Raw genomic sequence first — 24560 nt, forward strand, 5'->3', positions numbered from 1 at the left:
GCCGGCAGTGGCGCCCTCGCCGGGAAGCGGCGCACCGGAGCTCTCGCCGCCCGGCCCCTCCGCCTCCGTGTCACCGGCGGCAGCGCGTGCGGGGGGCGTACCCCCTGCTCCCGGTCTGCCCCGGACGGCGGGCCTGCGCGCGAAGAGGCTGGGGCCGGCGGGTGGCGTGTCCTGCGCCGCGGGTCCGGATCCCGGCTCGGCTCCGCCTTCCACCCCGGAACCGGCGCCAGATCCGGAACGGTCAGCGGGCACGGAACCGGCGCCAGACCCGGAACGGGCTCCCTGCCCGGAGCCCGGCTGGGAGCCCGGACGGGCGGCGGGCTGACGAGTGAACAGGCCGCCGGCAGCGGGAGACCCCTCGTCCGCGGGCTGCTCTTCGCGGGCGGCAGGTCCGCGGCTGGAAGGGCCTTCATGGGAGGTCTTGCGCGGGCCCGGGCCGCCGAGTGAGGCGGGCTTGACGAAGAGGGAGGGGCGCTCGGCGGCGCCGGAGTCGTCGGGAGCCGAAGGGGCGCGCAGGGCGGCCGGCTTCTCGAACAGGGACTGCCCTGACGGCTCCTCGGCGGGCTCGAGCGCAATGGAAGGATTCTCGGCCGCCGCAGGCTTCTGCGAGGCCGACGGCTCACGTGCGCGTCTGTCCACCGCCTCCGGCTCCTCTCGTGCCCTCTCCGGGGCACTGTCGTCCCGGACCTCGTCGAGGTCATCGTCAGTCACCGGGCGGAAGCTCATCGTCTGCTCCCCGGGTGACCCTTGCCGCCCGTCATCCATGGCCGTGTTCACGGCAGGCGCTCCGCTCGAACCATCTCGACCTCCTGGCCGACCCTCACGACGTCACCGACGACGACGATCGCCGGCGGGCGGATCCCAGCCGCGGACACGCGGTCGGCCACGGTGGCAAGCGAAGCGGTGACCGCCCGCTGGGTCGGAAGGGTACCGTCCTGCACCACCATTGCGGGAGTCTCCGGGGCACGTCCGTCTCGAACGAGTGCCTCGGCCACCTTCGCGAGCCGCTCGACGGCCATCAGCAGCACCAGAGTGCCCTGGGAACGGGCCATCGCGGGCCAGTCGACGGTGGACCTGGGATCGTCGGGCGCCACGTGCACGGAGATCACGTGGAACTCCTGGCTGACGCCCCGATGCGTGACCGGCACCCCTGCCGCGGCGGGGACCGCGACGGCGCTCGTGATGCCCGGCACCACCAGCACCGGGATGCCCGCGTGGGCGCAGGCGATCATCTCCTCGCCGCCGCGCCCGAACACGAACGGGTCGCCGCCCTTGAGCCGGACCACGAACTTGCCCTGCCGGGCGCGGTCGACCAGCAGCTCGCTGATCGTCTCCTGGGACAGCGCCCTGCCGTAGGGGACCTTGGCCGCGTCGATCAGCTCGACGTCGGGGGCGAGCTCGTCGAGCAGGGCGCGGGGCGCGAGCCGGTCGGCCACCACCACGTCGGCCTGCGCCAGCAGCTGCCGGCCGCGCACGGTGATCAGGCCGGGGTCTCCGGGCCCGCCGCCGACCAGGGCGACGCCGACGGGTTTGGTGCGGTTGCGCCGGGCGTCGACCGTGCCGTCGCGCAGCGCGCCGACGACGGCGTCCCTGATGCCGGCGGCCCTGCGCGGATCGCCGCCCGCGGTGACGGCCACGCTGATCTCGTCGACGCGGCCCGTCGCCGGGGTCCAGGCGGCGGAGGCGTCCTTGTCGTCGGCTCGCACGCACCACACGCGCTTGGCCTCGGCCTCTGCGGCGACGGCCGTGTTGACCGCTCTGTCGTCGGTGCAGGCCTGCACGAGCCAGGCGCCATCGCAGTCGCCGACTTCGTAGGGCCGGGCGTGCCAGGTGATCCTGCCCGCGGCGATGAGGTCGTCAAGGGCCGGGGTCACGCCCGGCGACACGACGGTGATCTCCGCGCCGGCCTCCAGCAGCGCGGGGACCCGCCGCTGCGCGACGCGCCCGCCGCCCACCACGAGGACCCGGCGGCCGGAAAGCCGCAGGCCGAGGAGGTAGGGACCCATGGGGGGAATCTCCCATTCGCGAAGGTTGTGTTAGGAGGTAAAACCTACCGGCTGTCTCTGCGCCGAAGTGCTGCGCGCGGGCTAACGACCGTCAAGGAGCGGCTGACGGGGATCCCAGCGCGGCCCGCCCTGATCGTCCTTGCGGCGTCTGGCCATCGCTGACAAGGCCTCAAGGATAACCCGGTTACCGAGGTGGGCGGTGATGTCCGCGTGGTCGTACGGAGGCGCCACCTCCACCACCTCCATCCCCGCCACGGGCAGCTCGTAACAGATCCTGCGGACCGCGTCGAGGAGCTGCCTGGCCGTCAGCCCGCCGGGCTCGGGCGTGCCGGTGCCGGGCGCGTGTCCTGGGTCGCACACGTCGATGTCGACGGACAGGAAGACCTGGTCGCAGCCGTCGAGCGCGATCTGGAACGACTCCGTGAGGCAAGCTTCGAGCCCTCGGGCGACGATCTCGGTCATCTCGTACGAACGCATGTTCCGGGCGGCCATCCAGTCCAGCGTCTCCGGCTCCGGCCAGTAGCCGCGCAGCCCGAGTTGCAGGAACCTGTCGCCCCTGATGGCGCCGGACTCGATGAGGCGCCGCATCGGCTGGCCGTGGCCGTACAGGTGGCCGAACGAGATGTTCCCCGTGTCGGCGTGCGCGTCGAAGTGGATCATCGACGTACGGCCGGGCGCGTACGCCCTGGCGGTGCCCCTGGCGTCGGGCAGCGCGACCGTGTGGTCACCGCCGAGCACGAGCGGGACGGCGCCGGAGGCGGCGACGCGGTGCACCGCCTCCTCGATCGCGGCCAGCGAACCCTCCACGTCGCCCGAGTAACACTCGACGTCGCCCGCGTCCAGCACCCGCAGGTCGCGCAGGGCGTCGACGCGCAGCGCCAGGCTGGGCCTGGAGCCGTCGTGCGGCAGATAGCAGGCCTGGCGCAGCGCCATCGGCCCGAACCTGGCGCCGGGGCGGTTGGAGGTGCCCCCGTCGAACGGGGCGCCGACGATCACCACGTCGGCGCCTTCGTAGCTCGCCGGATCGGCCACGTCGCAGCGGTCGACGCCGAGAAACGTGATGTCGGGGCCGTACATGGGACCGTAGCGGGACAAGCTCTCACCTCCAGGTGTCACACGGGCTTCTCGGTCACCCCTGCAGCGTCGAACGTGGCCACGTCGTGCATCATCCGCACGGCCGCGCAGATCATGGGATGCGCGAGCAGCGCGCCGGTGCCCTCGCCGAGCCGCATCTCCAGGTCTATCAGGGGGCGCAGGCGGAGGTGGTCGAGCGTGGCGGCGTGGCCGGGCTCGGCGGAGCGGTGCCCGGCGACGCAGTGGTCGGTGGCGGCGGGGTCGAGCGCGGCCGCCGCGAGTGCCCCCGCGCCCGCGATCACGCCGTCGAGGATCACCGGCACGCGTGCCGCCGCGCCGTACAGGATGAAGCCCGCGATGGCGGCGTGCTCGAACCCGCCGACGGCGGCGAGGGCCCGCAGCGCCTCGCTGGGCGACGAGCCGGCGGCGGGCTGGGACTCCCCGTGCGACAGGCCGTTGACGTGCAGCGCCTCGCGGACGATGGCGACCTTGCGCTCGTGGGTCCCGTCGTCGATCCCGGTGCCCCTGCCGGTCACCTCGGCAGGGTCCTTGCCGGTGAAGACGGAGACGAGGGCGGCCGAGGCCGTGGTGTTGGCGATGCCCATGTCGCCGGCGATCAGGCAGCGCGCGCCCTCGGCCACCAGGCCCCTGGCCACGACGATGCCGGCCTCCAGCGCCCTGACGGCCTGGTCGACGGTCATCGCGGGCCCTCGGGACAGGTCCGCGGTGCCGTACGCGATCTTGCGCTTGACGAGGTCGGGAGCGTCGGGCAGGTCGGCCGCGACCCCGACGTCGACCACCGTCACCGGTACGCCCGCCTGGGCGGCGAAGGCGTTGGCGACAGCTCCTCCGGAGAGAAAGTTGGCGACCATCTGCACCGTGACCTCCTGCGGCCACGGGGAGACGCCGCGGGCGTGCACGCCGTGGTCGGCGGCGAAGATGGCCAGCGCCGCGGGTGCGGGCATGGGCGGCGGGCAGGCGCCCGCCGCGCCGGCGAGCCGGATCGCGACGTCCTCCAGCGCGCCGAGCGAGCCGCGCGGCTTGGTGAGGCGGTCCTGGTGGGCGCGGGCCTCGGCGAGTGCCCGCTGGTCGGCGGGGCGGATCGCGGCGAGCGTCTCTGCGAGCACGGCAACCTCCGGGTCAAAGGACGAGCTGGAGTGGACCTCCGGGAGCGGGACGAGCTGGAGGGGGTGAACCTCTGTCAAGGGGCGGTGGACCGGCGGTCACGGGACGAGCTGGAGCGCTTCCTCGTACCGGTCGATCACGACGTCCGCCAGGGTCTCACAGTCGCCGATCACCTCGGCGCAGCGGATGTCGAGATCGGGGTGCCCCGCACCGTACGCCAGCGCCTGCGCCCACACGCGCTCCAGCAGGCCGCCGGCGAACAGCAGGTAGGGCACCACGATCACCCGCTTGGCCCCCAGGCGGCGGCAGCGCTCGAGCCCGCCGGGCACTCCGGGCGGGGTGACGGACACGAACGCGGTCTCGACCGTCATGAAGTCGTAGGCGTGCGTCTCCCAGAACAGCCGCGAGACCCGGTGGATCTCGGCGTTGGCGGCCGCGTCGGTCGAGCCCTCGCCGACCAGGACGACGGCGGTGTCACCCGGCTCGACGTGCGCGTGGTGCTCCTCGGCGGGCAGCGAGTCGACGGCCCGCAGCCGCGGCCTGGCGCCCGCCAGTTCGAGAGCGCGCGGCCTGGAGATCTCGGTGGCGGCGTCGTTGAGCCGCTCGGCCAGCAGGGCGAGCACGCGGGGGTCGGGGCCGAGGGGACGGCCGTGGTCGTACATCAGCGTGGGGTGGCGCTGCTGCTCGCGGGCCATCGCGGCGGGGAAGTCGTCGCCCACCCTGCTGAGGCTCAGCGGCAGCGCCACGAGCCGGTGGTGCCCCCTGGCGACCAGGGAGGCGACGGAGTCGCTCAGCCTGGGCGTGGCGCGCTCGAGGTAGCCGCCCGAGACGTCGGCGCCCGTCTGGTCGAGGCGGCAGCGGAGCCGGTGTACGAACCTGCCGAACTCCGCGGCGTAGGCGTCATCCTGTGAGCCCTGCCCGATCAGCAGGAGCGGCGGCTTCATTGTGAGGGATTCTCCGGTGCGCTAGACAAAGTCACGCGAGGATAACCGATGCACAGCGGTAGGGAACAGGTCACGTTGTGTGCGCGGGTGTCGCGTGCACGACGAAAACCGGCTCGGCGGCGGTCAGGTGGTGGGATCCGTCGGGGTCGTGGGTGAGTGTCGAGGCCAGGATCTGGGTGCCTTCTCCGTGGTAACCCTGCTCGCGCAGGCGGCCGAGCACGGCGGGCACCTGCTCCACCTTCCTGACCACGCACACGAGCGAGCGGGGGCCTCGGGCGGCGCAGGCGACGATGACGTCGGGGCCGCCGCCGCCCACGTAGACGGCGTCGGGATCGGGCAGCGGCTCCAGCGCCGGCGGCGCCTGTCCCCTGGTCAGGGCCACTTTGACGCCGTGTTCGAGCACGTTGGCGCGGAGCCTGGCACACGCGTCCTCGTCGCGTTCGACGGCCACGACGGCCGCTCCCAGCCTGGCGCACTCGACGGCGATCTCGCCGGCGCCCGCGCCCACGTCCCAGACCAGGTCGCCGAGGCGGGGGCCGAGCTTGGCCAGGATGTACGCCCTGGCCTGCGCGGGCAGCGCGCCCTCGAACGGCAGCGCCCACTCGGCCGGCCCGGGCCGCGCCCCCGCGACCCAGCTCGGCTCCTTCGGCTGGTGGAGCGGGTCGACGACGAGCACCACGTCGGGGTCCTTCCACGGCCGGGTCGTGGCCTCCCCCATGCGGCTGTGGGTGACGCGCTCGTCGGGCCCGCCGAGGTCCTCGCACACCAGGAGCGCGCGCGGCGTGGTGGGCGCCAGTTCCCTGGCGACCTCGCCGGGACCGGCGCCGGGGGCCACGAGCAGCGCCACCTTCGGGTGGGCGCGGCAGGCGTTGACGACGCGGCCGAGCTCGGCAGGGCCGGACGGGGCGACGACGAGCGCGTCCTCCCAGTTGAGCCCGGCGCACGCGAAGGCGCGGGTGACCAGCGACATCGCCGGCAGCACGGCCGGCTTGGCGCCGTGGGCCCGCAGGGTGCGCACGACGCCGAAGAAGCCGGGATCGCCCTCCGCGAGCACGACCACGGGCCCTTCGCCGTGTTCGAGATGGTCGTCGAGGGTCTCCAGCAGCGAGCCGTCGGGCACGGCCGGCGCGGAGAGCTTGAGCTGTCCCAGGATGGCGTCGGGACCTATGACGAGCCGGGCCTCGCGCAGTTTCTCCGCCGCCTTGGGGGAGAGATCCGATCCGTCCCAGCCGACCACCGTGATCATCACGCCTCACCGTCCCTCATCTCAAGGGTGACGGCTACCGGGTGGTTTCACAAAGGGTGGAAGGGAAAGTCCGGTGTGCCTTCAGGCCAGGTCGGACGGGATGAGGCTGTAGACCACCAGGTCGCCGCCGCCCAGCGAGGCGCGGGCGACGCCCTCGCGGACGAAGCCGGCCTTCTCCGCCACGCGCTGGGAGGCGGCGTTCGGCACGGCCACGCGCAGCTGGAGCCGGTTGAAGCCGTGCCGCTCGAACAGCCAGCGGGCGATCGCGAGCACGGCCTCGCCCGCGTACCCCATGCCTCGCGCCCGGGGGGCGGTCATGTAGCCGATCTCCGCGGTCCGGTGGGACCAGTCGACGTCTCTGAGGTCCACGGTCGCGGCGTAGCGGCCGGTCTCCTGCTCCACCGCGGTCCAGGCGATGCCCGCCCCCCTGATCCGGGTGCGCTCGCAGAAGTCGATGAACTCCCGCGCGTGCTCTTCGGTGTAGCCGCGCGGCACGCCCGTCCTGGCCTGGGTGACCGGGTCGGCGGCCGTGGCGGCCAGGTCGGGGACGTCGTCGGGAGCGGGCGGCCTGAGCAGCAACCGTTCCGTGCGCAGCTCCGTCCTGGGCAGGGTGTCGGAGGGGACGCGGCGGTCCTCGCGCAGCAGGCCGAACATGACGAGGTCGTGCGGGCCGTCGTCGTCCAGCACCGCGGCCCGCAGCACGCCTTCCCAGGTGAATCCCGCTTTCTGGGCCACGCGGAGCGAGGCGATGTTGCCGATGTCGGCGGTCAGGTCGATCCTGCGCAGTGCGGTGGCCTCGAAGGTCCAGGCCACCAGCGCGCGTACGGCCTCCGTGGCGAGGCCGCGCCCGCGGTAGAGCGGGTGGACCCCGTAGCCGACCTCGGTCGTGCCGGCGCTCCACGAGGTCTTGAACAGGCTGATGGCGCCCACGACGAGCCCTTCGGCGTCGATCATGGCCAGGTGGATGCCCTGCCCCGAGCGGCGCAGCTCGTGCACGCCCCTGGCCAGCCAGGCGGGGACGCCCGAAGCTCTGTCGGGCGCGCCCGGCGGGAGGAACCGGGCGTGTTGCTTGACGATGGCACGGATCCGCGCGGCGTCCTGGAGGCCGAACGGCCGCAGCGTCAGCCGTTCCGTCGCGATGCTCACGTCGGGATCGAACACCCTCGGCAGGGTACACACTCGCGATGTTTGCCCACGAAAGCAGGGGTAGGGGCGCAATTGAGAGGAGTGAGAGAACCATGGAACGTGGGAGCGACAAGCACGGTCCCCGGCTGGACGAAGAGCAGAAGCACGAGACCGAGGGCATGATCCGCGGCGGTGGCACGACGCACGCCGAGGAGTGGAAGGAGCCCGAGGCCATGCCCGCTCCCGGCGAGGAGGCGCAGTCGTACCCGCCAGGACACGAGCCAGGCACCCCCGAGGGCATCACGCAACGGGGGGTCGACGTCCGCAGCGAACTGGCCAAGTGGCTGAGCGACGCGCACTGGCCCGCGTCGAAACAGGACCTGGCTCGGCACACCGCACGTGTGGACGCGCCGGACCAGGTGGCCGACATGGTGGACTCCCTTCCGGAGCGCCGCTTCACGAATGTGGCGGAGGTGGCGGAGGCGCTCGGGCTCGGCGTGGAAAAGCGGAGGTGGTGACGTGCGGCTCGACCTCATCCGCCCGCTGTACGAGCGGAAGGGCCCGTACGCCTCGGTCTACCTGGGCGCGCTCACCATCCCCGAGCGCAAGGCCCAGTGGCGCAGCCTGCGCGACCGGCTGCAGCCGAACGGCGAGAGCCGCAAGGCCACGCTGGACGCTCTGGAGGAGGAGGCACGCCTGGCCACGCCTGGGCGGTCGCTGTTCGCCGCCCACGGGGACGTGGTGCTGGCCGAGCCGCTGGCCGAGCCGCCTCACCTGCTGGCCCTGTGGTCGCCGCTGCCGTGCGTCACGCCCATGCTGGCGCGGCGCGGCGAGAACGTGCCGCACATCCGGGTGATCGTGGACCACGCGGGGGCGGAGGTGACGGTGTTCGGCGCCGGGTCGCCGCGCAAGACTGTCGTGGAGGCGGCCTCGTGGCCGCTGCAGAAGACCTCCCAGGGCGGCTGGTCGCAGAAGCGGTACGAGCGGGCGGTGGACGAGACCTGGGAGAAGAACGCCATGGCCGTCGCGCAGGAGGTCGACGAGCAGGCGCGCCGCATCGGTCCCGAGCTGATCCTGGTGGCGGGCGAGGCCAAGTCGCGCTCGTACCTGCTGCAGCACCTCGGCACCAAGACCGCCGACAGGGTGCTGATGGTCGAGCACGGCAGCCGCTCCAACCACGGCCAGTTCGAGGAGGACGTGGAGCGGGCGCTGGACGGCTGGCTCGACCGCAAGCGGGCCGAGCTGCTGGAACGTCACCAGGAGACGGGCGGGCCGACCGGGATGGCGCGGGTCGCGCACGCCCTGCGCGAGGGCCGGGTGCAGGCCGTGCTCACGCCCGGTGAGTTGCCGAAGCCGGTCTGGATCGGCGATGGCGGCACCCAGCTCGCCACCGACCCGGACGAGCTGCGGCGCTGGGGCGTGTCCGAGCCCGTACGGGAGCGCTCCGACTCCGCGCTGGTCAGGGCGGCCGCGATGACGGACGCGGAGCTGTGGTTCACCAACGCGGTCGCCGACGTGGCCGCCGTGCTCAGGTACTGATGATCACTTCGAGCGTTCTGGGGCCGTGCACGCCTTCGACCCGGTTGAGCTCGATGTCGCTGGTGGCCGAGGGGCCGCTGATCCAGGTGAGCGGGCGCGACGGGTCGAGCCGGGCGACGGCCTCCGGCACGCCGGCCACGATCTGGCCGGCCCGCACCACGCACAGGTGGTAGTCGGGGACGAGCGTCTGCGCTCTCGTTCCCTGCCCGGGGCCGTGGTCGAGGACGATCGTGCCCGTCTCGGCGATGGCCACGGCGCAGCCGGTTATCACGCCGTCGGCCGTGCCGAGGTCGGACCAGCCGCCCGCGCGGCCGAAGCCGTCGGGGATGATCATCCGCCGGTCGCCGGTGAGCTCGTCGATCCTGCCGGGGACGTCGCCTTCGGGGAGGACGTGCACGATCGCGCGGTAGTCGTCGACCCGCTCGGCGAACAGCCCCACGAGATCGTCCACCCGCTGGGTCGTGCGGTAGCCGCGCGGGATCTCGACGTCCTCCGCGCCCGCCACGGCCCGGCCGATCCTGGCGAGGATCTCGTCACGCGCGCTCATCCGGCCCTCCTCGCTTCCACCAGTCCCTGAAGGACTCGGCCGGGATCTCGGGGAGATCCCGGGTGTCCGTCCACGCCGACGCCGGCCCGGGCAGCCGTTTCGGCAGCAGCCCGCGCAGGCGGGCGGCCGCGCGCTGGGCCCCGGCGAGCCGTACGTGGTCGTTGAGTATCCAGCCGGCCACCTTCATGCCCGCCCGCTCGGCGGCCGCGTGAGGGGCCTTGGAGCGCAGGTCCACCAGGACCTCCGGGATGTCGATGGCGACCGGGCAGACGTCGTAGCAGGCCCCGCAGAGGCTGGAGGCGAACGGCAGCGAGGCGTCGAGCTCGGACGACATGCCCCTGAGCTGCGGGGTGAGGATCGCGCCGATCGGGCCGGGGTAGACCGAGCCGTACGCGTGGCCGCCCGCGCGCTCGTAGACCGGGCAGACGTTCAGGCAGGCCGAGCAGCGGATGCAGCGCAGGGCCTGGCGGCCCACCTCGTCGGCGAGCACGTCGGTGCGGCCGTTGTCGAGCAGGACCAGGTGGAAGTCCTGGCCTTCGACGGCGCCCGTCCACATGCTCGTGTAGGGATTCATCCGCTCGCCTGTGGAGCTTCTCGGAAGGAGCTGGAGGAACACCTCGAGATCCCGCCATGAGGGGAGGAGCTTCTCGATCCCCACCACGCTGATGAGCGTCTCGGGGAGGGTCAGGCACATGCGGCCGTTGCCCTCGGACTCCAGCACGACGAGGGTGCCGGTCTCGGCCACCACGAAGTTCGCGCCGGAGATGGCGACCTTGCTCCTGAGGAAGCGTTCGCGCAGGTGAAGCCGGGCCGCCTCGGTCAGCGCGGGTGGGTCGTCGGTGAGGTTCTCCGGGACCTCGGGCATCTTGTCGAGGAAGATCTCCCGGATCTCCGACCGGTTGCGGTGGATCGCGGGGACCAGGATGTGGCTGGGGAAGTCGTCGCCGAGCTGGACGATCAGCTCGGCGAGGTCGGTCTCGTACGCCGCGATGCCCTGCTCGGCCAGCGCCTCGTTGAGCCCGATCTCCTGGGTGGCCATCGACTTGACCTTGACGACCTCGCGCTCGCCCGTGGCCCGCACCAGGCCGGTGACGATGCGGTTGGCCTCGGCGGCGTCCCTGGCCCAGTGGACGGTGCCGCCCGCCCTGGTCACCGCCTCCTCCATCATGACGAGGTAGCGGTCGAGGTTGCGGAGGGTGTGGTCCTTGATGGCCTTGCCGGCCGCGCGCAGCTCCTGCCAGTCGGGCAGTTCGGCGACGACGCCGGCGCGCTTGCCTCGGATGGTGTGGGTGGCTTTGCGGAGGTTGTAGCGGAGCTGTGAGTTTTGTACGGCCTGCGAGGCGTTTTTCGGGAAGTTTCCTGGCATGCCGAGGAACGTGGCACTCATTGGGCCTCCTCTGTCGATGCGAGGATCTCGGCCAGGTGCATCGTCCTGACCCCGGTCCTCTGGCGGCTGAGGGTGCCGCCGATGTGCATCAGGCACGAGTTGTCCGCCGCGCAGAGCACCTCGGCCCCCGTGTCCAGGATGTTGCGGGTCTTGTCGGCGCCCATCGCGGCGGAGACGGCCGGGTTCTTGACCGCGAACGTGCCGCCGAAGCCGCAACACTCCTCCGCGCCGGGCAGCGGCACGAGCTCGAGCCCGCGGACGTTCCGCAGCAGCCTGGCCGGCCGGTCGCCCAGGCGGAGCCCGCGGAGCGAGTGGCACGTCGGGTGATATGTCACCCGGTGCGGGAAATATGCGCCAACGTCGTCTTTCTTCAGAACGTCGACCAGGAACTCCGACAGCTCGTACACCTTCGGAGCGACCTCGGCGATCGCCGCCGCTCCCCTGCTGCCCGGCCGGGCCAGCTTCGGGTACTGCTCGCGGACCATGGCCGCGCACGACCCCGACGGCGCCACGACCGCGTCATACCCGGCGAAGACCTCGGTGAAGTGCCGCGCGAGCCGCACGCCCTCCTCCCGGTAGCCGGTGTTGACGTGCATCTGCCCGCAGCAGGTCTGGGCGGCGGGGAAGTCCACGTCGCAGCCGAGCCTGCGCAGGAGCGACACGACGGCCTTGCCCGTGCCGGGGAAGAGCGTGTCGTTCACGCATGTGATGAACAGAGCGACTCGCACAACTCTCCCTCTGAGGTATGGTCCGACCACAGTATGGTCAGACCATATCGAACCGCACTCTTTTCGGCCACCATGGGGAGGTTCCGTTGGGCGACGGCGGCTGGCGTCCCGTGAAGCGGACGCGGACGTTCGAGGACGTGCTCGCCCAGATCGAGCGGCGCATCTCGGAGGACGGCCTCACCGCCGGCGACCGGCTGCCCGCCGAACGCCAGCTGGCCGAGCAGCTCGGCGTCAGCCGGTCGTCCGTACGCGAGGCCATGCGCGTCCTGGAGTCGCTCGGCGTGGTCTCCTCGCAGGTGGGCAGGGGCCCCGACGCGGGCGCGGTGCTGACCTCCCGCCCCGACACGGCGCTGACCGACCTGCTCCGGCTGCACCTCGGCATGGCGGGCCTGGAGCTGCGCGAGGTCATCGACGCCCGGCACATGATCGAGCAGTGGGCCGCCTCCCACGCGGCCTCGGCGCGGGCCGGCACGTCCGCGCTGGCCGCCGCGCTCTCCGGCATGGACGGGGCGAGAACGGCGGAGGAGTTCGTGGAGCACGACACCGCCTTCCACTGCGCGATCGCTGACGCGTCCGGCAACCGGCTCATCGCGGCCATCATGCGCTCGCTACGCGACTCGATGCGGAGGTACGCGGTCGAAGCGGTCGAACGCCTCGGGGACACCACGATCCTGCGCGCCGGCCACGTACGCATCCTGCGGGCCATCGAGGCAGGCGACGCGGACGAGGCCGCCAGGGCGGTCTCGGAGCACCTGGCGCACGCGTATCCGTCGTTGTCCGGTCACTGAGCCATGTCCGCCTGCCGGCAGGTGGCGCCCGAGCAGGCCGTCATCGCCTGCAGCCGCCGCTCCAGACCGGCCACCAGCGCGGGATCGGCGCTCCCCGCGAGGTTGTCCAGCTGGTACGGATCCTCGTGCAGGTCATAGAGCTGCCGCTCCCCCGTGTCGTACCGGACATAGGTGTACTGGTCCGTGCGCAACGCCCGATAACCCGGCACGGGGGTCTGCCGGGCCGACTCCCTGTTGGCCGGCCTGGCGAACTCGACGAGCACGTTCCTGCGCCACTGTGCCGGCGGCCGGCCCCCGAGCAGCGGCACCAGCGAGCGCCCCTCGGCGAACGGCGGCAGCGGGGCCCCGCCCAGCGCGGCGAACGTCGCCGGCAGGTCCACCACGGAGGCCAGGGACGAGACCCTGGAGCCCGCGGCCACGCCGGGGCCGCGGACGACGAGCGGCACCCTGACCGCCTCTTCGAACGGGGTGGTCTTGCCTCGCTTGAGCCGGTGAGTGCCCAGGTGGAAGCCGTTGTCGGAGGCGAAGAAGAGGTAGGTGTCGTCGAGCTTGCCCGACTCGCGCAGGGTCTTCACCAGCGAGCCCACGAGGTCGTCCACGCCGAGCATGGCCCGCAGCCTGGCGCGGAACCGCTCGTCGATCCGCCTTTCCCCGGCCGGCCCGATCCTCGGCAGCTCGCGCATCCACAGCGGCTCGCGGCTGACGTCCTCCTGGTCGAATGACGGGGTCCGCGGCGCCTTGGCGGCGGGGAAGGCGCCGGCGTGCCGGGGCGCGGGGTTGGCCGGGTTGTGCGGCGGGATGGCCCCCAGGTAGAGGAAGAACGGCTGCTTCGACTTCGTGACGAAGTCGCGGGCCTTGCGGGACAGCACGTCGGTCAGGTAGTCGTTCTCCGACCAGCCGTAGTCGGCCACGCGGCCGTTCTCGTTGAGCCGGTAACCGTACTCCTGGTAGAGCTCGCGCACCGGCACGGCCCACTCGTCCCAGCCGGGCGGCACGTACGTCTCCCGGGCCGCGGCGCCGGGATAGTGGTTGAGATATTTACCCATGAGGGCGGTGCGGTAGCCGGCCTGCTTCATCCAGGTCCCGATGGTGGAACGTTCCAGGCCTTGCCGATGAAAGCGGTCGAACCCGCCTTCCGGCGCGGTGTTGGTCCATACGCGATGGCTGTGGACGTACTGCGAGCGCAGCGTCGACGCCCTCGACGGGCAGCACCAGGGATTGGTCGCGAAATACCGCTCGAACGAGGCGCCCCGGTGGAGGAGATGCCGGGTGATGTTCGGGAAATAGCCGAGCGTCCCGGTTTCGAGGTCGTCGGCCAGCACGAACACGATGTTCGGCCGGGAGCCGCCCTCGGCCGTCGCGATCCCGCCCGCCGGCAGGAGAAGCAGCAGGCAGACGAGTCGTGACAGGGCCTTCAGCACAGGCTTCCACTTCCCCCGAGATGTCCGTTGACACGGAGGAGCGCCCCGGGGTGAATGGAATCTACCTCCGGAGGTGGATCATGAAGCTCGGCCTGAATCTCGGTTACTGGCAGCGCGGCGCCGACGACGCGACGGAGTCGGTGCTCGCCGCCGAGCGGCTCGGCTACGACTCGGTGTGGACCGCGGAGGCGTACGGAAGCGACGTCTTCACCCCGCTGGCCTGGTACGGCGCGCGCACCAGCCGCATCAAGCTGGGCACCTCGATCGCCCAGATCTCGGCCAGGCCGCCCGTCACGACGGCGATGACGGCGATGACCCTCGACCACCTCACCGGCGGCCGCCTGCTGCTCGGCGTGGGCGCGTCGGGCCCGCAGGTCGTGGAGGGCTGGTACGGCCGGCCGTTCGCGAAGCCGCTGGCCAGGACCCGCGAGTACGTCGAGATCATGCGCAAGGTCTGGCGCCGCGAGGAGCCGGTCACCAGCGACGGCCCGCACTACCCGCTCCCGCTCGCGGGCGGGCTGGGCAAGCCGCTCAAGCTCATCACCCATCCGCTCCGCCCCGACATCCCCGTCTACCTCGGGGCCGAGGGCCCGAAGAACGTGGCCCTGGCCGCCGAGATCGCCCAGGGCTGGCTGCCGCTGTTCGCGTTCCCCTCCAAGATCGAGGAGATGTACGGCGCGTCGCTGGCGGGCGCCCCCGAGGGCTTCGACGTGGCGGCCATGGTGATGGTGGTGATCTCCGACGACGTCCGCTCCGCCCTCGACGGCGTGAAGATGATGCTGACCCTCTACATCGGCGGTATGGGGGCGAAGCAGCGCAACTTCCACGCCGACATCATCGGCAGGATGGGGTACGCCGAGGCCGCCGAGCACATCCAGTCGCTGTACCTGGCCGGGAAGAAGGACGAGGCGTTCCGGGCGATCCCGGACGAGCTGGCCGACGGCATCTCGCTCGTCGGCCCGCCCGGCCGGATCAAGGAACGGCTGGAGCTCTGGCGGGCCAGCCCTGTCACGAGCCTGCTGGTCATGGGCCCGCGCGACGAGCCCTCGCTGAAGCTGGTGCGCGACCTCGTCCTGGGCTGACCGGCCCTACGGGCACGCCGGTCAGTCGGGACGCGGCGCCGGGTCGGTGGTGACCGACCGCAGCAGCGGCCGGCTCAGCGCCCCCGCCCCGACCACGCCGGCGAAGCCGACCGCGACGCAGGCGAGCAGCGTGACCGCGCCCACCGTGCTGATCCCGCCCAGCATGAACGGCGTCGCGCAGAACACCCCCACCAGGATCGCGCCGCCGCCCATCACCGCCAGCGGGATGAGCGTCTCGGCGCGGCGGGCCCTGTCGAGCACCTCCAGCGGCGTGCCGGCCAGGCGCAGCAGCCCGTACGTCTGCCGCCGGTCCAGGATCGCCGACGCGGCCGTGATGCCCGCGCTGGCGATGGCCACGAGGAACGACACCGACAGCACGACGATCGTGCCCACGCGGACGTCGGCCAGGATCTGCGTGCCGAACCGCTGGTCGTCGTCCTTCGTCGTGGGGGTGCGGCCGGGAACGAGCCCGGCGAGCGCGGTGCGCGCCCGATCGACGGTCGCCGCGTCGGCGGTGCTGCCCAGAGCCGCGACGACGACCCCGTCCGACGCCTTCACGGTGGCCGGCACCTTGGCCGTCGCCAGCCGCTCGCGGGCCTGCTCGGTCGCCTTCGCCGCCTGCCCGGCGGGCGCGGTGACCCGGAGCTGGGGCGGCCCGGCCTGCTCCTCGAACGCCCCCGGGCTGAGCAGGCCGAGGAAGCCCGCCACGAAGCCGGTCAGCGCCACGCCGCTCACGGTGCGCCAGGCCGAGCGCGGGTCGTCCACCAGCCGCCGGCCGGCCAGCAGCCGGGCGGGCCTGCGCGCGCTCGCGGCCGTGATCCTGCCGATCATGCCGACGACCCAGGGCCCGGCCAGGTTGACGCAGAGGAACGCCAGGCCGAGCGCCGCGGCGACGATCGAGACGCTGGAGCTCCGGGTCAGCATGGGGAACACGGCCAGCACCGCCAGCAGGGCGAGCACCCGTACGAACCGCATGGCGGGCGGGGTCTCCCGCCTGGCCACGCCGAGAGGGCTCACCACGACGCGCCGCAATCCGATCACCGCGGAGAGCCCCACCAGCAGCGGCACCGCGACCAGCACCGCGGCCAGCACCAGCGGGCCGGGGAACAGGTCCGCAGCGAACCACGGGCCGCCCTGCATCTCGATGCCCGCCAGCAACGGCACGGCCAGGGCGAACGCGACCGTTCCCACGAGGGCGCCGGCCAGCGCCACGATCATCGCCTCCGCCACGGTCATGGCGACGACCTGCCCCGGCGTCGCGCCGACCAGGCGCAGCGCGGCCAGCCGCTGGTCACGCCTGGCCACGGTGAGCCTGGCCGCGGCGCCGCCGAAGACCAGCAGCGGCACCACCATGAGCACGCTCGCGATGAGCGCGAGCACCCGGTACGCCTCCGACTCCTCGCTCGGCGTGCCCGCCACATCGGCCACCTTGACCGGCGGCTTGGCGATGACCCAGTCGTCACTGCGGGCAGCGGTCAGCGCGGGGGCGTCAGGCTGGTGCCCGACGACGGCGACGAGCTCGTCCGGATGGATCAGCGCCTCGTCGCCGAGCACGCCGGCGGGATCGGGGTACCGGCCGGCGAGCTCGGCCGCGGGCAGCCGCGCGGCCAGCTCGGCCAGCGCGGGTGAGAGCCACACCTCGCCCGGGGCGGGGAAGCGCGGCATGCCGGGAGGCGCCGGCGCCCGGCCGAGCGCGCCCAGGTCGACGACGGTGATCGCCTGGTCGCGTACGTAGTCGAAACGGGACGCCTGGACGGCCACCGCGCCGGACGTCGCCGGGACCGGGTTGCGCCAGGCGCCGCGCTCGCCCCTGGCCTCGAAGGCGAAGTTCGCGGCCACGGCGAACAGCAGCAGCGCCGTGGACACGGCGACGGCGCCCAGGGTGAGCCAGGTGCCGAGCATCCCCTTGCCGCCGCCCTTCAGCAGCCGCCAGGTCAGGCCGAGGTTCACGCGCGCACCCCGTTCGGCAGGATCAGGCCGTCGCGCACCTCGACCGTGCGGTCGCACCACGCGGCCACGTCCGGGTCGTGGGTGACGACGATCAGGGAGGCGTCGTTGTGCCTGGTCGCCTCCGCGAGCAGCCGCATCGTGTCGTGGCCGGTCCGTTGGTCGAGCGCGCCCGTGGGCTCGTCGGCGAACACCACGGCCGGCCGGCTCACCAGCGCCCTGGCGATGGCCACCCGCTGCGCCTGGCCGCCGGACAGCTCGCCGGGCCGCCTGGTCTCCATGGACTGCAGGCCGAGCGGCCCGAACCACTCGCGCGCCCGGCGCACGGCCTGCGCTCGCGGCACCCCGTCCAGCATGAGCGGGAGCGCCACGTTCTCCTCGGCGGGCAGCTCGGGCAGGAGCTGGCCGAACTGGAAGACGAAGCCGAAGCGGGTGCGGCGCAGGGCGCTGCGCCGGCGCTCGGACATGGCGTCGATGCGCTGGCCGAGCAGGTGCACCTCCCCCGAGTCCGGTTTCATGATCCCGGCCAGGCAGTGCAGGAGCGTCGACTTGCCGGACCCGCTCGGGCCCATGATCGCCACGGCTTCGCCGGCTCGTACCGTGATGTCCACGCCGCCCAGGGCGACCGTCTGCCCGAACCTCTTGGCCAGGGCTCGTCCAACAAGTACGTCGTTCATGGCGTCCAGCCTCGGGCCGGCCGGGGGTGCGGCGGATCGGCCGGGCGGCCGGGACCGCATCGGCCGAACGGCCGATCTCTAGAGTTGGTGCGTGACTATTCGGGTTCTCATCGCCGACGATCAGCAACTGGTACGCACCGGCTTTCAGATGATTCTGGACGCACAACCGGACATGGAGGTCGTGGCCGCGGTGGCCGACGGCGCCGAGGCCGTCGCGGAGGCCCGCCGGCTCAGGCCCGACGTGTGCCTGCTCGACATCAGGATGCCCAAGCTCGACGGCCTCGAGGTGACCCGCGTCCTGGCCGGTCCGGGCGTGGAGAGCCCGCTGCGGGTCGTCATCGTCACCACCTTCGACCTGGACGAGTACGTCTACGGAGCGCTGCGCTCCGGCGCGACGGGGTTCCTGCTCAAGGACAGCGGGCCCACGCTGCTGATCGAAGCCGTCAGGGCCGCGGCGGCGGGCGACGCGCTGGTGTCGCCCTCGGTGACCGTGCGGCTGCTCCAGCACGTGGCCCGGCCCCGGCGGGCCCCGGCCCCCGTGAACGACCCGCTGACCGGGCGCGAGCTGGACGTCGTGCGCCTGATCGCCAGGGGACGCACCAATCAGGAGGTGGCCGCTGAGCTGTTCGTGTCGCTGTCGACGGTCAAGACGCATCTGGGCAGCATCTTCGCCAAACTCGGCGTCAGGAACCGGGTGGAAATCGCGGCGTGGGCGTGGGAATCCGGCGTGGTGAGCTGATTAAGCGAAGGGCTGGCGGGATACAAGTGAATCAGAACCTCAGCGCATGGCCCGGGGGGAGAACAACGTGCGCCACACCCAGGCATCGCCCGCGAGAGCCGCCCTCGCCGTACACGTGACCTTGGTCGCCCAGGTCCTCTCCCTCGGCGCTCTCGTGATCTTCGAGCAGGCGCGGGGCCGTGACCTCGCCGTCCAGCTCGCCACGTTCGGCGGCCGGCCGACCGGTGCCGACGCGGAGGCCGTGGTCGGGGCGGTGACGGTGTTCGCGGTGCTGATGATGCTGGTGGCGGGCACCTCCATCGCGGTCGCCGCGGCCTACGTCACCTGGCTCGTGCGGGCCAGGCAGGCCAACGACCGCTCGGCCGCCACCGGCCCCGTGGCGGCCGCCTGGCTGATCCCCGGCGTCAACCTGATCGCCCCCGTGGTGCTGGTCGACGAGGTGTGGCGCGGCGCCCGGCCGCCCGCCGGCCGCCGCGGCCGGTGGCTGGCGCTGCTGACGGGCTGGTGGCTGAGCTGGCTGGCCATGCTGGCGCTGGTCACCGTGCGGCTGCCGCTCGGCTCGTCGGAGCTCGACCTGACGGGGGTGGGGATGCTGGAGCTGTCCTGCTCGGCGCTGGCCGCCCTGCTGTGCGCGGCCACCGTACGCGAGCTCACCCGGCTCCAGCGGAGCTCCGGCGCTCCCCGGCCGGCGGAGCCCGGCACCGTACGCGCCTTCGCTCCCCAGCCCCGCCCGGCCTCCGGCTCCACCCCGATCGGACGCACGGGCTAGGCCCGGGGTTGCAGTCGATTGCTAGCCGAATGGCAGGGCCGAAGGCCGACTCGTCATTCCGGAGCCGGTGCTCGGCGAGGTATGCGGTTTTCTGCGTAACAACGTGCGCAACGGCCCCACGTTGGAGGTGCAGTTCCTCGAAGCCGTGGAGTCCCACTCCCATGGCGGGGATTTTGAGATCGTTTCGCCTGTTCCAGTGGACCGTGCCCGCGCGACAGAGCTGTCCAAGCGGCTCGTGTCAGGACCATTGGGCTACGTGGACGGGATCGTGTTGGCGATGGCGGAGCGGCTGAAGATCCCGGACATCGCGACCGTCGACTACAAGTTCCCGGGCATGGCGAGCCCGGTGAGCCGGCTCAGGCCGCTTTGCCGGGTTCTTCAGGAGACATCGGCCTAGGCGGCGGTGGGGCCCGAGCTTCCCGGGCTGGCGTGCCAGAGCCGCCTGGGCGGTTCGGTGACGGCCGGGGCGAGGTCGGAGTAGGGCGAGAGCCTGAACCCGTTGGCATATTCGATGGCGCGGCCCCCGACCCCAGCGTGGTCGTCCGGGGTGCGGGTGATGACGGCGCGGACCGCCTCGATGCCCTGGGAGCGCCAGAGCGCGTCGAGATCCACCAGGTTCCAGCAGTCGACCGCGCGCATCGACACCGCCCGCGTGCCCGTGCGCCTGACCACTCCCCTGGCCAGCATGAGCCACGAGCCGAACACGATCGACGCGCACCGCCCCTGCACCGACTCGAAGAACGTCAGGTCGACCGGCCCCGTCGAGTCGTCGAGCGTGGCGAAGATGACCCGCTGGCCCGAGCGCACGGCAGGCGTCTGGGTCGCCACCTTGACCCCCGCGACCAGCACCTCCGCGCCGTTGCGCTGGGCGAGAAGCTCTCTGGAACGTACCACTCCGAGCGCGTCGAGCAGCTCGTCGTGGAAGCTGATGACGTGCCGGCTGACGTCGATGCCCAGGATCTCCAGCTCGGCCTCGACCATCTCGGTCTCCGTCATCTCGGGCAGCTCGCCCGGCGGGAGGTGCTCGCCGAAACCGAGCGGGAGCTGCACGGACGGGTGTTCCTCCCGGGAGGGCGGGGCGGCGTAGCGCCTGGACCTGGGCGGGCCCGCCCGCACGCCGATCGCCGAGACCCGGTCGAGCGCGCCGACCTGGGCGATCAGGTCGCGGCGGGTCAGCTCGCCCGGACGCCAGCGGGGCCCGCCGGGGTGCAGGTCGTGGAGCGCGTCCAGGCCGCCGACCTGGACGATCCGCTCGATCGTGGGCCGGGAGGGCCGGGCGCGGTCCCAGAAGTCGGCCAGCGAGGTGTACGGCTGGCCGGCGACCATCCGCTCGACCTCCGCCTCGCTCACCCCCTTGACCGCCGAGAACGGCACCCGCAACGCGTACCCCTTGCCGATCTCCTCCTGGCGGAAGCCCCGCCGCCCGGCCGGGCCGTCGCCCAGCTCGGACGGGCGCACGCGCACCCGCACGCGCGGCCCGAGCCGCTCGACCAGCCAGTCCTTTCCCGACCGGTTGACGTCGAGCGGCAGGATCTTGACGCCGCACTGCCTGGCCTCGTCGATGATGACGCGCGGTGGGTACATGCCGGGCTCGTGCGTGAGCACGCCGGCGAAGAACGCCGCCGCGTGGTGCCGCTTCAGCCAGGCCGACTGGTAGGTGGGCAGCGCGAACGCCGCCGCGTGCGCCTTGCAGAACCCGAACGCCCCGAACGCGTCCAGCACCTTCCAGGCCCGCTCGACGGCCGCGTCGCCGAACCCGTTGGCCCTGGCCATGGGCACGAACGTCCTGCGTACCCGTTCGCGCCCCTCCGGGGTGTCCAGGGTGCGCCGCAGCAGCTCGGCGAACGACAGGTCGCGCCCGGTCATCACCGAGATGATCCTGAGCACCTGCTCGTGGAACACCACGACGCCGTGCGTCTCCTTCAGCGCTCCCCGCAGCCTCTCGTGCGGGTAGTACGGCTTGCGCCACCCGTGCCTGGCCTCCAGGTAGGGGGTGACCATGTCGGAGTTGACCGGGCCGGGACGGAACAGCGAGATGTCCACGATCAGATCGTGCATCCTGCGCGGCTCCAGCTTGGCGACCAGCTCGCGCTGCCCGGGCGACTCGATCTGGAAGCAGCCGAGGGTGCGGCCGGCGCTGATCATGTCGTAGGTGTCCTGGTCGTCGTGGGGGACGTACTGGGCCTCCGGGTCGTCCCCCCGCTGGGTGTCCAGCTCGACCACGACGTCGTCCACCCGCTTGATCTCGCCCAGCGCGTACGCCAGCGCCGACTGCATCCGCACGCCCAGCACGTCGAGCTTGAGCAGCCCGGCCTCCTCGACGTCCTCCTTGTCGAACTGCGACATGGGGAACTCCAGCAGGCTGCGCTCCACCGGCGTCCTGTCGCGCAACCCCGCGTTGCCGACCAGCACGCCGCACGGGTGCAGCGCGATGTGCCTGGGCAGGCCGTCGAGCTTCTCCGCCAGCCGGAACACCCGCTCCAGCCCCGCGTCGCCGAGCCGGCTCTCGCGCAGCTCGGGCAGGTCGTTCAGCGACGCGGTGATCTGCTTGGCCCTGATGTGCGGGAACGCCTTGGCGATGGCGTCGATCTCGTGCGGCGGCAGGCCCATCGCGCCGGCGACGTCGCGGATGGCGCTGCGCGCCCGGTAGGTCTCCATCATGGACACGCAGGCCACGCGCGCCTCGCCGTAGCGCTCGAAGATGGCTTTGTAGCAGTCGAGGCGGCGGGCCGACTCGACGTCGATGTCGATGTCGGGCAGCCCGATGCGGCCCTCCGACAGGAAACGCTCCATGAGCAGGCCGTGGTCGAGCGGGTTGACCTCGCCGATGCCGATGAGGTGGTTGACCAGGCTGCCCGCTCCCGAGCCGCGGATGGCGCAGCGGATGCCCATGCCGCGGATCATGTCGGTGATGCCGGCCACGGCGATGAAATATCCGGACAGGCGCTTCTTCTCGATGATGGCCAGCTCGTCCTGGAGGCGCCGCCTGGCCTCGGCGGAGCGGTCGAGGCCGCGCGCGAGCAGGCCGTCCTCGACGCGGTGGCGCAGCAGCGGCACCGGGTCGCGGCCGATCTCGGGCAGGTGCAGGTCGGGCGGGTCGTTCCGGAGCGCGAGCAGCCGGTTCGGGTCGATCGCGCACGCCTCGGCCAGCCGCCTGGTGGTGAGCCACACCTTCGCCACCCGCTCCTGGTCGGCGCCGCAGACCTTGGCCGCGACCTGAGCCATCTCCTTGCCGCTCTTGAGGTAGGCGTGGGAGGTGGTGCGGTCGAGGTGGCGAGGGTGCAGCGGGACGAGCTGGCGGGCCGCGTCGAGCACGTCGCCGACCTGGTGGTCGGCCGGATCGAGGTAGCGGGCGGCGTTGGTCAGCACGGCCGGCACGCCCGTCGACTCGGCCAGGCCGAGCATGCGCACGGCCGTGATGGCGTCGCGAAAGCCGTACTGGTCGACCAGCTCGATCACCACGCCGGGCACCGCGGCGCGCCACAGGCCGAGCAGCGTCCTGGCCTGCTCGTCGCGGCGTTCGGCCACCGCGCGGCCCACGTCGGACCTGGGGCCGAGGAGCACCACGAGCCCGTCGTCGGCGCCGAACCCGTGCTCGCCGCCCGGCCCGCCCGCCCACTCGCCGGCCAGCTCGCGGGTCAGCCTGGGCGCGCCCCGCCGAGCTCCGTCGCCGGCGTGGTGGGCGGCCGTGACCAGGCGGCACAGGCGGGACCAGCCGCCACCGCGGGCCAGCACCGTGACGCGGTCCTCCGCGCCTGGGCCGGTCCTGGGGCGGCGGGGTGGCGGCAGCCCCGGCAGCAGGCTGGGCGCCGGGACGTCGAGCGCGAGGTTGACGCCCAGCACCGGCGCGATGCCGGCCTCGGCGCACGCCTGGACGTGTTTGATCGCGCCGTAGAGCCCGTCGCGGTCGGTCAGCGCCAGGATGTCCATGCCGTGCTCGGCCGCCCGGCTCGCCAGCGCGCGGGGGAAGGCGGTGCCGTAGCGCATGGAGTAGGCCGAGCACACGTTGAGGTGCGGGAACGGGGGCGCCATCAGTCCCACGCCCTCAGCAGCAGCCAGCCGTTGCCGGCGGTGTCGTAGCGCAGCTCGTAGGAGCCCACCTCTCTGCCGGGGCCCGCCTCGACCCGCCAGAACCGGCGCTCGCCCGGATCGCCCTCGCCGGTCTTCCACCACTCGCGCGCGACCACCCAGTGGTCGAGGATCCGGCGCACGAGATAGAGGCGGTCGCGCCAGACGAACTGGGTCGGCTCCCCGTCCCTGGTCCACACCTCTATCGGATCGCCATAGAGTCTGCTCAAGACGCTTCTCCCCGCGGCTCTGGTCTGTATGTGGAGCCGCCCGGGGGAAGGCGGGCGCTTACCTATCGAACATATGTTCTCAGCGCCAGAAACGCAAGTCGTTCGCCCCTGCCCCGAGGCGGCCCTTCTTCCCCCGTACGGGGGAAGGGAACGCCCCCTCATGGGGAGGCGCTGGCCGGCGGGGCCGTCGCAGGATGGCGGCCATGAGGAAGCTCTCCGCCGCCCTCGCGTCCGTGCTCCTCTACGGAGGGCTCCGGGTCTACTGGCAGCTCGGGCACATGCCGCAGCGCCTGTCGCCGATCGGTCCCGACCTGGTCGTCTTCACCGGCTGGGGAGCCGTGGCCCTGTGCGGCGCGGCGGCGGGGACGCTCGTGGCCATGATGACCGTCCGTCCGGCCGCCCCGGCCAGGACGGCGCTCGCCGCCGTGGCGTGGGCAGTGGGCGGCGCGTTCGTGGTGTCGGGGGCTCTGCTGCTGCTCGACGTCGTCGGCACGGTCGTCCCCGGGTCCGGGATCCCGGTCCATCCGCTGGGCGCCGCCGGCAAGGCGGCCTGCGTCGGCTGCGGGCTGCTGGTGTGGCGGGCCGCGCGGGCGTACCGGCCCGTGGAGCTCAAAGGGCTGGACCACACGCCGCTCTGGGCGTACGCGGGCGCCTACGCCGCCGTCGGCGGCTTCCTGACGCGGGTGGCGGCGCAGGCGGCGGTCGGCTTCGGGAACACCCCCCTCGCAAGCGGGACGGCGGTGTTCGAGACCGGGTTCCTGCTGGGTGGGACCGTGTTGCCGCTGGCGCTCGTGCACCGGTGGGGGCGGGTGTGGCCGCGCTGGGTACCCGGGCTCGCCGGCCGCTCCGTGCCGCGCCGGCTGGTGTTGTGGCCGGGCGTCGCCGTGTCGGGCGGGCTGCTCGCGTACTTCGGGGTCGGGCTCGGGCAGATGGTGGCCGAACGGCTCAGCGGGCGCGTCCCGTTCGGCGCGGGCGGCCTGCCGGAGGCGTTCTACTGGGTCGCCGTACCCGCCTACCTCGTGTGGGGCGCCGGGCTGGCCGTGGCGGCGCTGGCGTACGCGAGGCGCACACGGGATTTCTACGGATCTACGCCAAGCAGGCCGGTATCGGTAAGCTAG

At 72.7% G+C, this 24560-nt stretch carries 22 protein-coding genes; 8 read left to right on the forward strand and 14 right to left on the reverse strand.

Translation table 11 applies throughout. From position 1 onward, the window contains the following. Nucleotides 1–773: 773 nt before the first annotated feature. From cobA to ABGB14_RS39935, 6 genes are all read right to left on the reverse strand, one after another. On the reverse strand, nucleotides 774–2006 hold the full coding sequence (gene cobA, locus ABGB14_RS39910) for a uroporphyrinogen-III C-methyltransferase (RefSeq protein ID WP_347649055.1): 1233 nt from the start codon (nucleotides 2004–2006) through the stop codon (nucleotides 774–776). An 81-nt stretch (nucleotides 2007–2087) separates the two neighbouring features. Then, nucleotides 2088–3101, reverse strand: a complete 1014-nt coding sequence (gene speB / locus ABGB14_RS39915) for an agmatinase (RefSeq protein WP_347649056.1) — start codon at nucleotides 3099–3101, stop codon at nucleotides 2088–2090. Nucleotides 3102–3118: 17 nt separating this feature from the next. Continuing rightward, the gene (gene cobT / locus ABGB14_RS39920) at nucleotides 3119–4207 is read right to left on the reverse strand and encodes a nicotinate-nucleotide--dimethylbenzimidazole phosphoribosyltransferase (protein WP_347649057.1); all 1089 of its coding nucleotides are present in this window, start codon (nucleotides 4205–4207) and stop codon (nucleotides 3119–3121) included. 96 nt (nucleotides 4208–4303) lie between these two features. Next, the gene (locus ABGB14_RS39925; RefSeq protein WP_347649058.1) at nucleotides 4304–5149 is read right to left on the reverse strand and encodes a sirohydrochlorin chelatase; all 846 of its coding nucleotides are present in this window, start codon (nucleotides 5147–5149) and stop codon (nucleotides 4304–4306) included. Nucleotides 5150–5219: 70 nt separating this feature from the next. Next, nucleotides 5220–6395 carry a precorrin-6y C5,15-methyltransferase (decarboxylating) subunit CbiE gene (gene cbiE, locus ABGB14_RS39930; protein WP_347649059.1) on the reverse strand — a complete coding sequence of 392 codons (1176 nt, stop codon included), beginning with the start codon at nucleotides 6393–6395 and terminating at the stop codon, nucleotides 5220–5222. Between the two features lie 81 nt (nucleotides 6396–6476). Beyond that, the gene (locus tag ABGB14_RS39935; RefSeq protein WP_347649060.1) at nucleotides 6477–7556 is read right to left on the reverse strand and encodes a GNAT family N-acetyltransferase; all 1080 of its coding nucleotides are present in this window, start codon (nucleotides 7554–7556) and stop codon (nucleotides 6477–6479) included. A 77-nt stretch (nucleotides 7557–7633) separates the two neighbouring features. Between ABGB14_RS39935 and ABGB14_RS39940 the strand changes: the two genes are divergently transcribed. Both ABGB14_RS39940 and ABGB14_RS39945 read left to right on the forward strand, forming a co-directional pair. Next, complete coding sequence (locus ABGB14_RS39940; protein ID WP_347649061.1) at nucleotides 7634–8038, forward strand: DUF2795 domain-containing protein; 405 nt, start codon at nucleotides 7634–7636, stop codon at nucleotides 8036–8038. Between the two features lies 1 nt (nucleotide 8039). Continuing rightward, nucleotides 8040–9059: a Vms1/Ankzf1 family peptidyl-tRNA hydrolase gene (locus tag ABGB14_RS39945; protein WP_347649062.1), complete on the forward strand. Its 1020-nt coding sequence runs from the start codon at nucleotides 8040–8042 to the stop codon at nucleotides 9057–9059. Here ABGB14_RS39945 and ABGB14_RS39950 read toward each other — a convergent pair. From ABGB14_RS39950 to ABGB14_RS39960, 3 genes are read right to left on the reverse strand one after another with little or no spacing between them, the layout of a single operon-like run. Next, nucleotides 9049–9606 carry an LUD domain-containing protein gene (locus ABGB14_RS39950; RefSeq protein WP_347649063.1) on the reverse strand — a complete coding sequence of 186 codons (558 nt, stop codon included), beginning with the start codon at nucleotides 9604–9606 and terminating at the stop codon, nucleotides 9049–9051. The two genes, ABGB14_RS39945 and ABGB14_RS39950, sit on opposite strands and share 11 nt — an antisense overlap. Further along, on the reverse strand, nucleotides 9593–10993 hold the full coding sequence (locus ABGB14_RS39955) for a lactate utilization protein B (protein ID WP_347649064.1): 1401 nt from the start codon (nucleotides 10991–10993) through the stop codon (nucleotides 9593–9595). Before ABGB14_RS39955 ends, ABGB14_RS39950 begins: the two co-directional genes overlap by 14 nt. Continuing rightward, entirely contained in the window at nucleotides 10990–11721 is a 732-nt protein-coding gene (locus tag ABGB14_RS39960; RefSeq protein WP_347649065.1) for a (Fe-S)-binding protein, read from the reverse strand. Before ABGB14_RS39960 ends, ABGB14_RS39955 begins: the two co-directional genes overlap by 4 nt. A gap of 110 nt (nucleotides 11722–11831) precedes the next feature. On the opposite strand from ABGB14_RS39960, the gene ABGB14_RS39965 reads away from it, so the two are divergent. After that, the gene (locus ABGB14_RS39965) at nucleotides 11832–12509 is read left to right on the forward strand and encodes an FCD domain-containing protein (protein ID WP_347649066.1); all 678 of its coding nucleotides are present in this window, start codon (nucleotides 11832–11834) and stop codon (nucleotides 12507–12509) included. Here the strand turns inward: ABGB14_RS39965 and ABGB14_RS39970 are convergent. Next, nucleotides 12503–13930, reverse strand: coding sequence for a sulfatase (locus ABGB14_RS39970; protein ID WP_347649067.1), 1428 nt, complete (start codon nucleotides 13928–13930; stop codon nucleotides 12503–12505). The genes ABGB14_RS39965 and ABGB14_RS39970 overlap by 7 nt on opposite strands. A gap of 80 nt (nucleotides 13931–14010) precedes the next feature. Between ABGB14_RS39970 and ABGB14_RS39975 the strand changes: the two genes are divergently transcribed. Then, nucleotides 14011–15012, forward strand: coding sequence for an LLM class F420-dependent oxidoreductase (locus tag ABGB14_RS39975; protein WP_347649068.1), 1002 nt, complete (start codon nucleotides 14011–14013; stop codon nucleotides 15010–15012). A gap of 21 nt (nucleotides 15013–15033) precedes the next feature. On the opposite strand, the gene ABGB14_RS39980 is transcribed toward ABGB14_RS39975, so the two are convergent. Then, nucleotides 15034–16962 (reverse strand): FtsX-like permease family protein, encoded by a 1929-nt coding sequence (locus ABGB14_RS39980; protein ID WP_347649069.1) that lies wholly within the window; start codon nucleotides 16960–16962, stop codon nucleotides 15034–15036. Then, nucleotides 16959–17636, reverse strand: a complete 678-nt coding sequence (locus ABGB14_RS39985; protein WP_347649070.1) for an ABC transporter ATP-binding protein — start codon at nucleotides 17634–17636, stop codon at nucleotides 16959–16961. The genes ABGB14_RS39980 and ABGB14_RS39985 overlap by 4 nt, the downstream gene beginning before the upstream one ends. 91 nt (nucleotides 17637–17727) lie before the next feature. Between ABGB14_RS39985 and ABGB14_RS39990 the strand changes: the two genes are divergently transcribed. The 3 genes from ABGB14_RS39990 to ABGB14_RS40000 are packed head-to-tail and all read left to right on the forward strand — an operon-like array spanning nucleotide 17728 to nucleotide 19541. After that, the gene (locus ABGB14_RS39990; RefSeq protein WP_347649071.1) at nucleotides 17728–18375 is read left to right on the forward strand and encodes a response regulator transcription factor; all 648 of its coding nucleotides are present in this window, start codon (nucleotides 17728–17730) and stop codon (nucleotides 18373–18375) included. Between the two features lie 46 nt (nucleotides 18376–18421). Beyond that, on the forward strand, nucleotides 18422–19144 hold the full coding sequence (locus ABGB14_RS39995) for a DUF4328 domain-containing protein (protein ID WP_347649072.1): 723 nt from the start codon (nucleotides 18422–18424) through the stop codon (nucleotides 19142–19144). 55 nt (nucleotides 19145–19199) lie between these two features. Further along, the gene (locus ABGB14_RS40000; protein WP_347649144.1) at nucleotides 19200–19541 is read left to right on the forward strand and encodes a hypothetical protein; all 342 of its coding nucleotides are present in this window, start codon (nucleotides 19200–19202) and stop codon (nucleotides 19539–19541) included. On the opposite strand, the gene dnaE is transcribed toward ABGB14_RS40000, so the two are convergent. Both dnaE and ABGB14_RS40010 read right to left on the reverse strand, forming a co-directional pair. Continuing rightward, complete coding sequence (dnaE, locus tag ABGB14_RS40005; protein ID WP_347649073.1) at nucleotides 19538–23176, reverse strand: DNA polymerase III subunit alpha; 3639 nt, start codon at nucleotides 23174–23176, stop codon at nucleotides 19538–19540. The two genes, ABGB14_RS40000 and dnaE, sit on opposite strands and share 4 nt — an antisense overlap. After that, nucleotides 23176–23442: a DUF6504 family protein gene (locus tag ABGB14_RS40010; protein ID WP_132506970.1), complete on the reverse strand. Its 267-nt coding sequence runs from the start codon at nucleotides 23440–23442 to the stop codon at nucleotides 23176–23178. The genes dnaE and ABGB14_RS40010 overlap by 1 nt, the downstream gene beginning before the upstream one ends. Before the next feature lie 203 nt (nucleotides 23443–23645). Here ABGB14_RS40010 and ABGB14_RS40015 point away from each other — a divergent pair, with 203 nt between their 5' ends. Further along, on the forward strand, nucleotides 23646–24560 hold the full coding sequence (locus ABGB14_RS40015) for a hypothetical protein (RefSeq protein ID WP_347649074.1): 915 nt from the start codon (nucleotides 23646–23648) through the stop codon (nucleotides 24558–24560).

The sequence above is a fragment of the Nonomuraea sp. B10E15 genome (assembly GCF_039871615.1).
Classification (GTDB): domain Bacteria; phylum Actinomycetota; class Actinomycetes; order Streptosporangiales; family Streptosporangiaceae; genus Nonomuraea.

Excerpts from the sequence above, each read along its gene's own strand:
- ABGB14_RS40015 (WP_347649074.1), top strand. The coding sequence starts at position 23,646 with ATGAGGAAGCTCTCCGCCGCCCTCGCGTCCGTGCTCCTCTACGGAGGG.
- ABGB14_RS39955 (WP_347649064.1), bottom strand. The coding sequence starts at position 10,993 with ATGAGTGCCACGTTCCTCGGCATGCCAGGAAACTTCCCGAAAAACGCC.
- cbiE (WP_347649059.1), bottom strand. The coding sequence starts at position 6,395 with ATGATCACGGTGGTCGGCTGGGACGGATCGGATCTCTCCCCCAAGGCG.
- ABGB14_RS39940 (WP_347649061.1), top strand. The coding sequence starts at position 7,634 with ATGGAACGTGGGAGCGACAAGCACGGTCCCCGGCTGGACGAAGAGCAG.
- cobA (WP_347649055.1), bottom strand. The coding sequence starts at position 2,006 with ATGGGTCCCTACCTCCTCGGCCTGCGGCTTTCCGGCCGCCGGGTCCTC.
- ABGB14_RS39995 (WP_347649072.1), top strand. The coding sequence starts at position 18,422 with ATGGCCCGGGGGGAGAACAACGTGCGCCACACCCAGGCATCGCCCGCG.
- ABGB14_RS39985 (WP_347649070.1), bottom strand. The coding sequence starts at position 17,636 with ATGAACGACGTACTTGTTGGACGAGCCCTGGCCAAGAGGTTCGGGCAG.
- ABGB14_RS39925 (WP_347649058.1), bottom strand. The coding sequence starts at position 5,149 with ATGAAGCCGCCGCTCCTGCTGATCGGGCAGGGCTCACAGGATGACGCC.
- dnaE (WP_347649073.1), bottom strand. The coding sequence starts at position 23,176 with ATGGCGCCCCCGTTCCCGCACCTCAACGTGTGCTCGGCCTACTCCATG.
- ABGB14_RS39975 (WP_347649068.1), top strand. The coding sequence starts at position 14,011 with ATGAAGCTCGGCCTGAATCTCGGTTACTGGCAGCGCGGCGCCGACGAC.
- ABGB14_RS39950 (WP_347649063.1), bottom strand. The coding sequence starts at position 9,606 with ATGAGCGCGCGTGACGAGATCCTCGCCAGGATCGGCCGGGCCGTGGCG.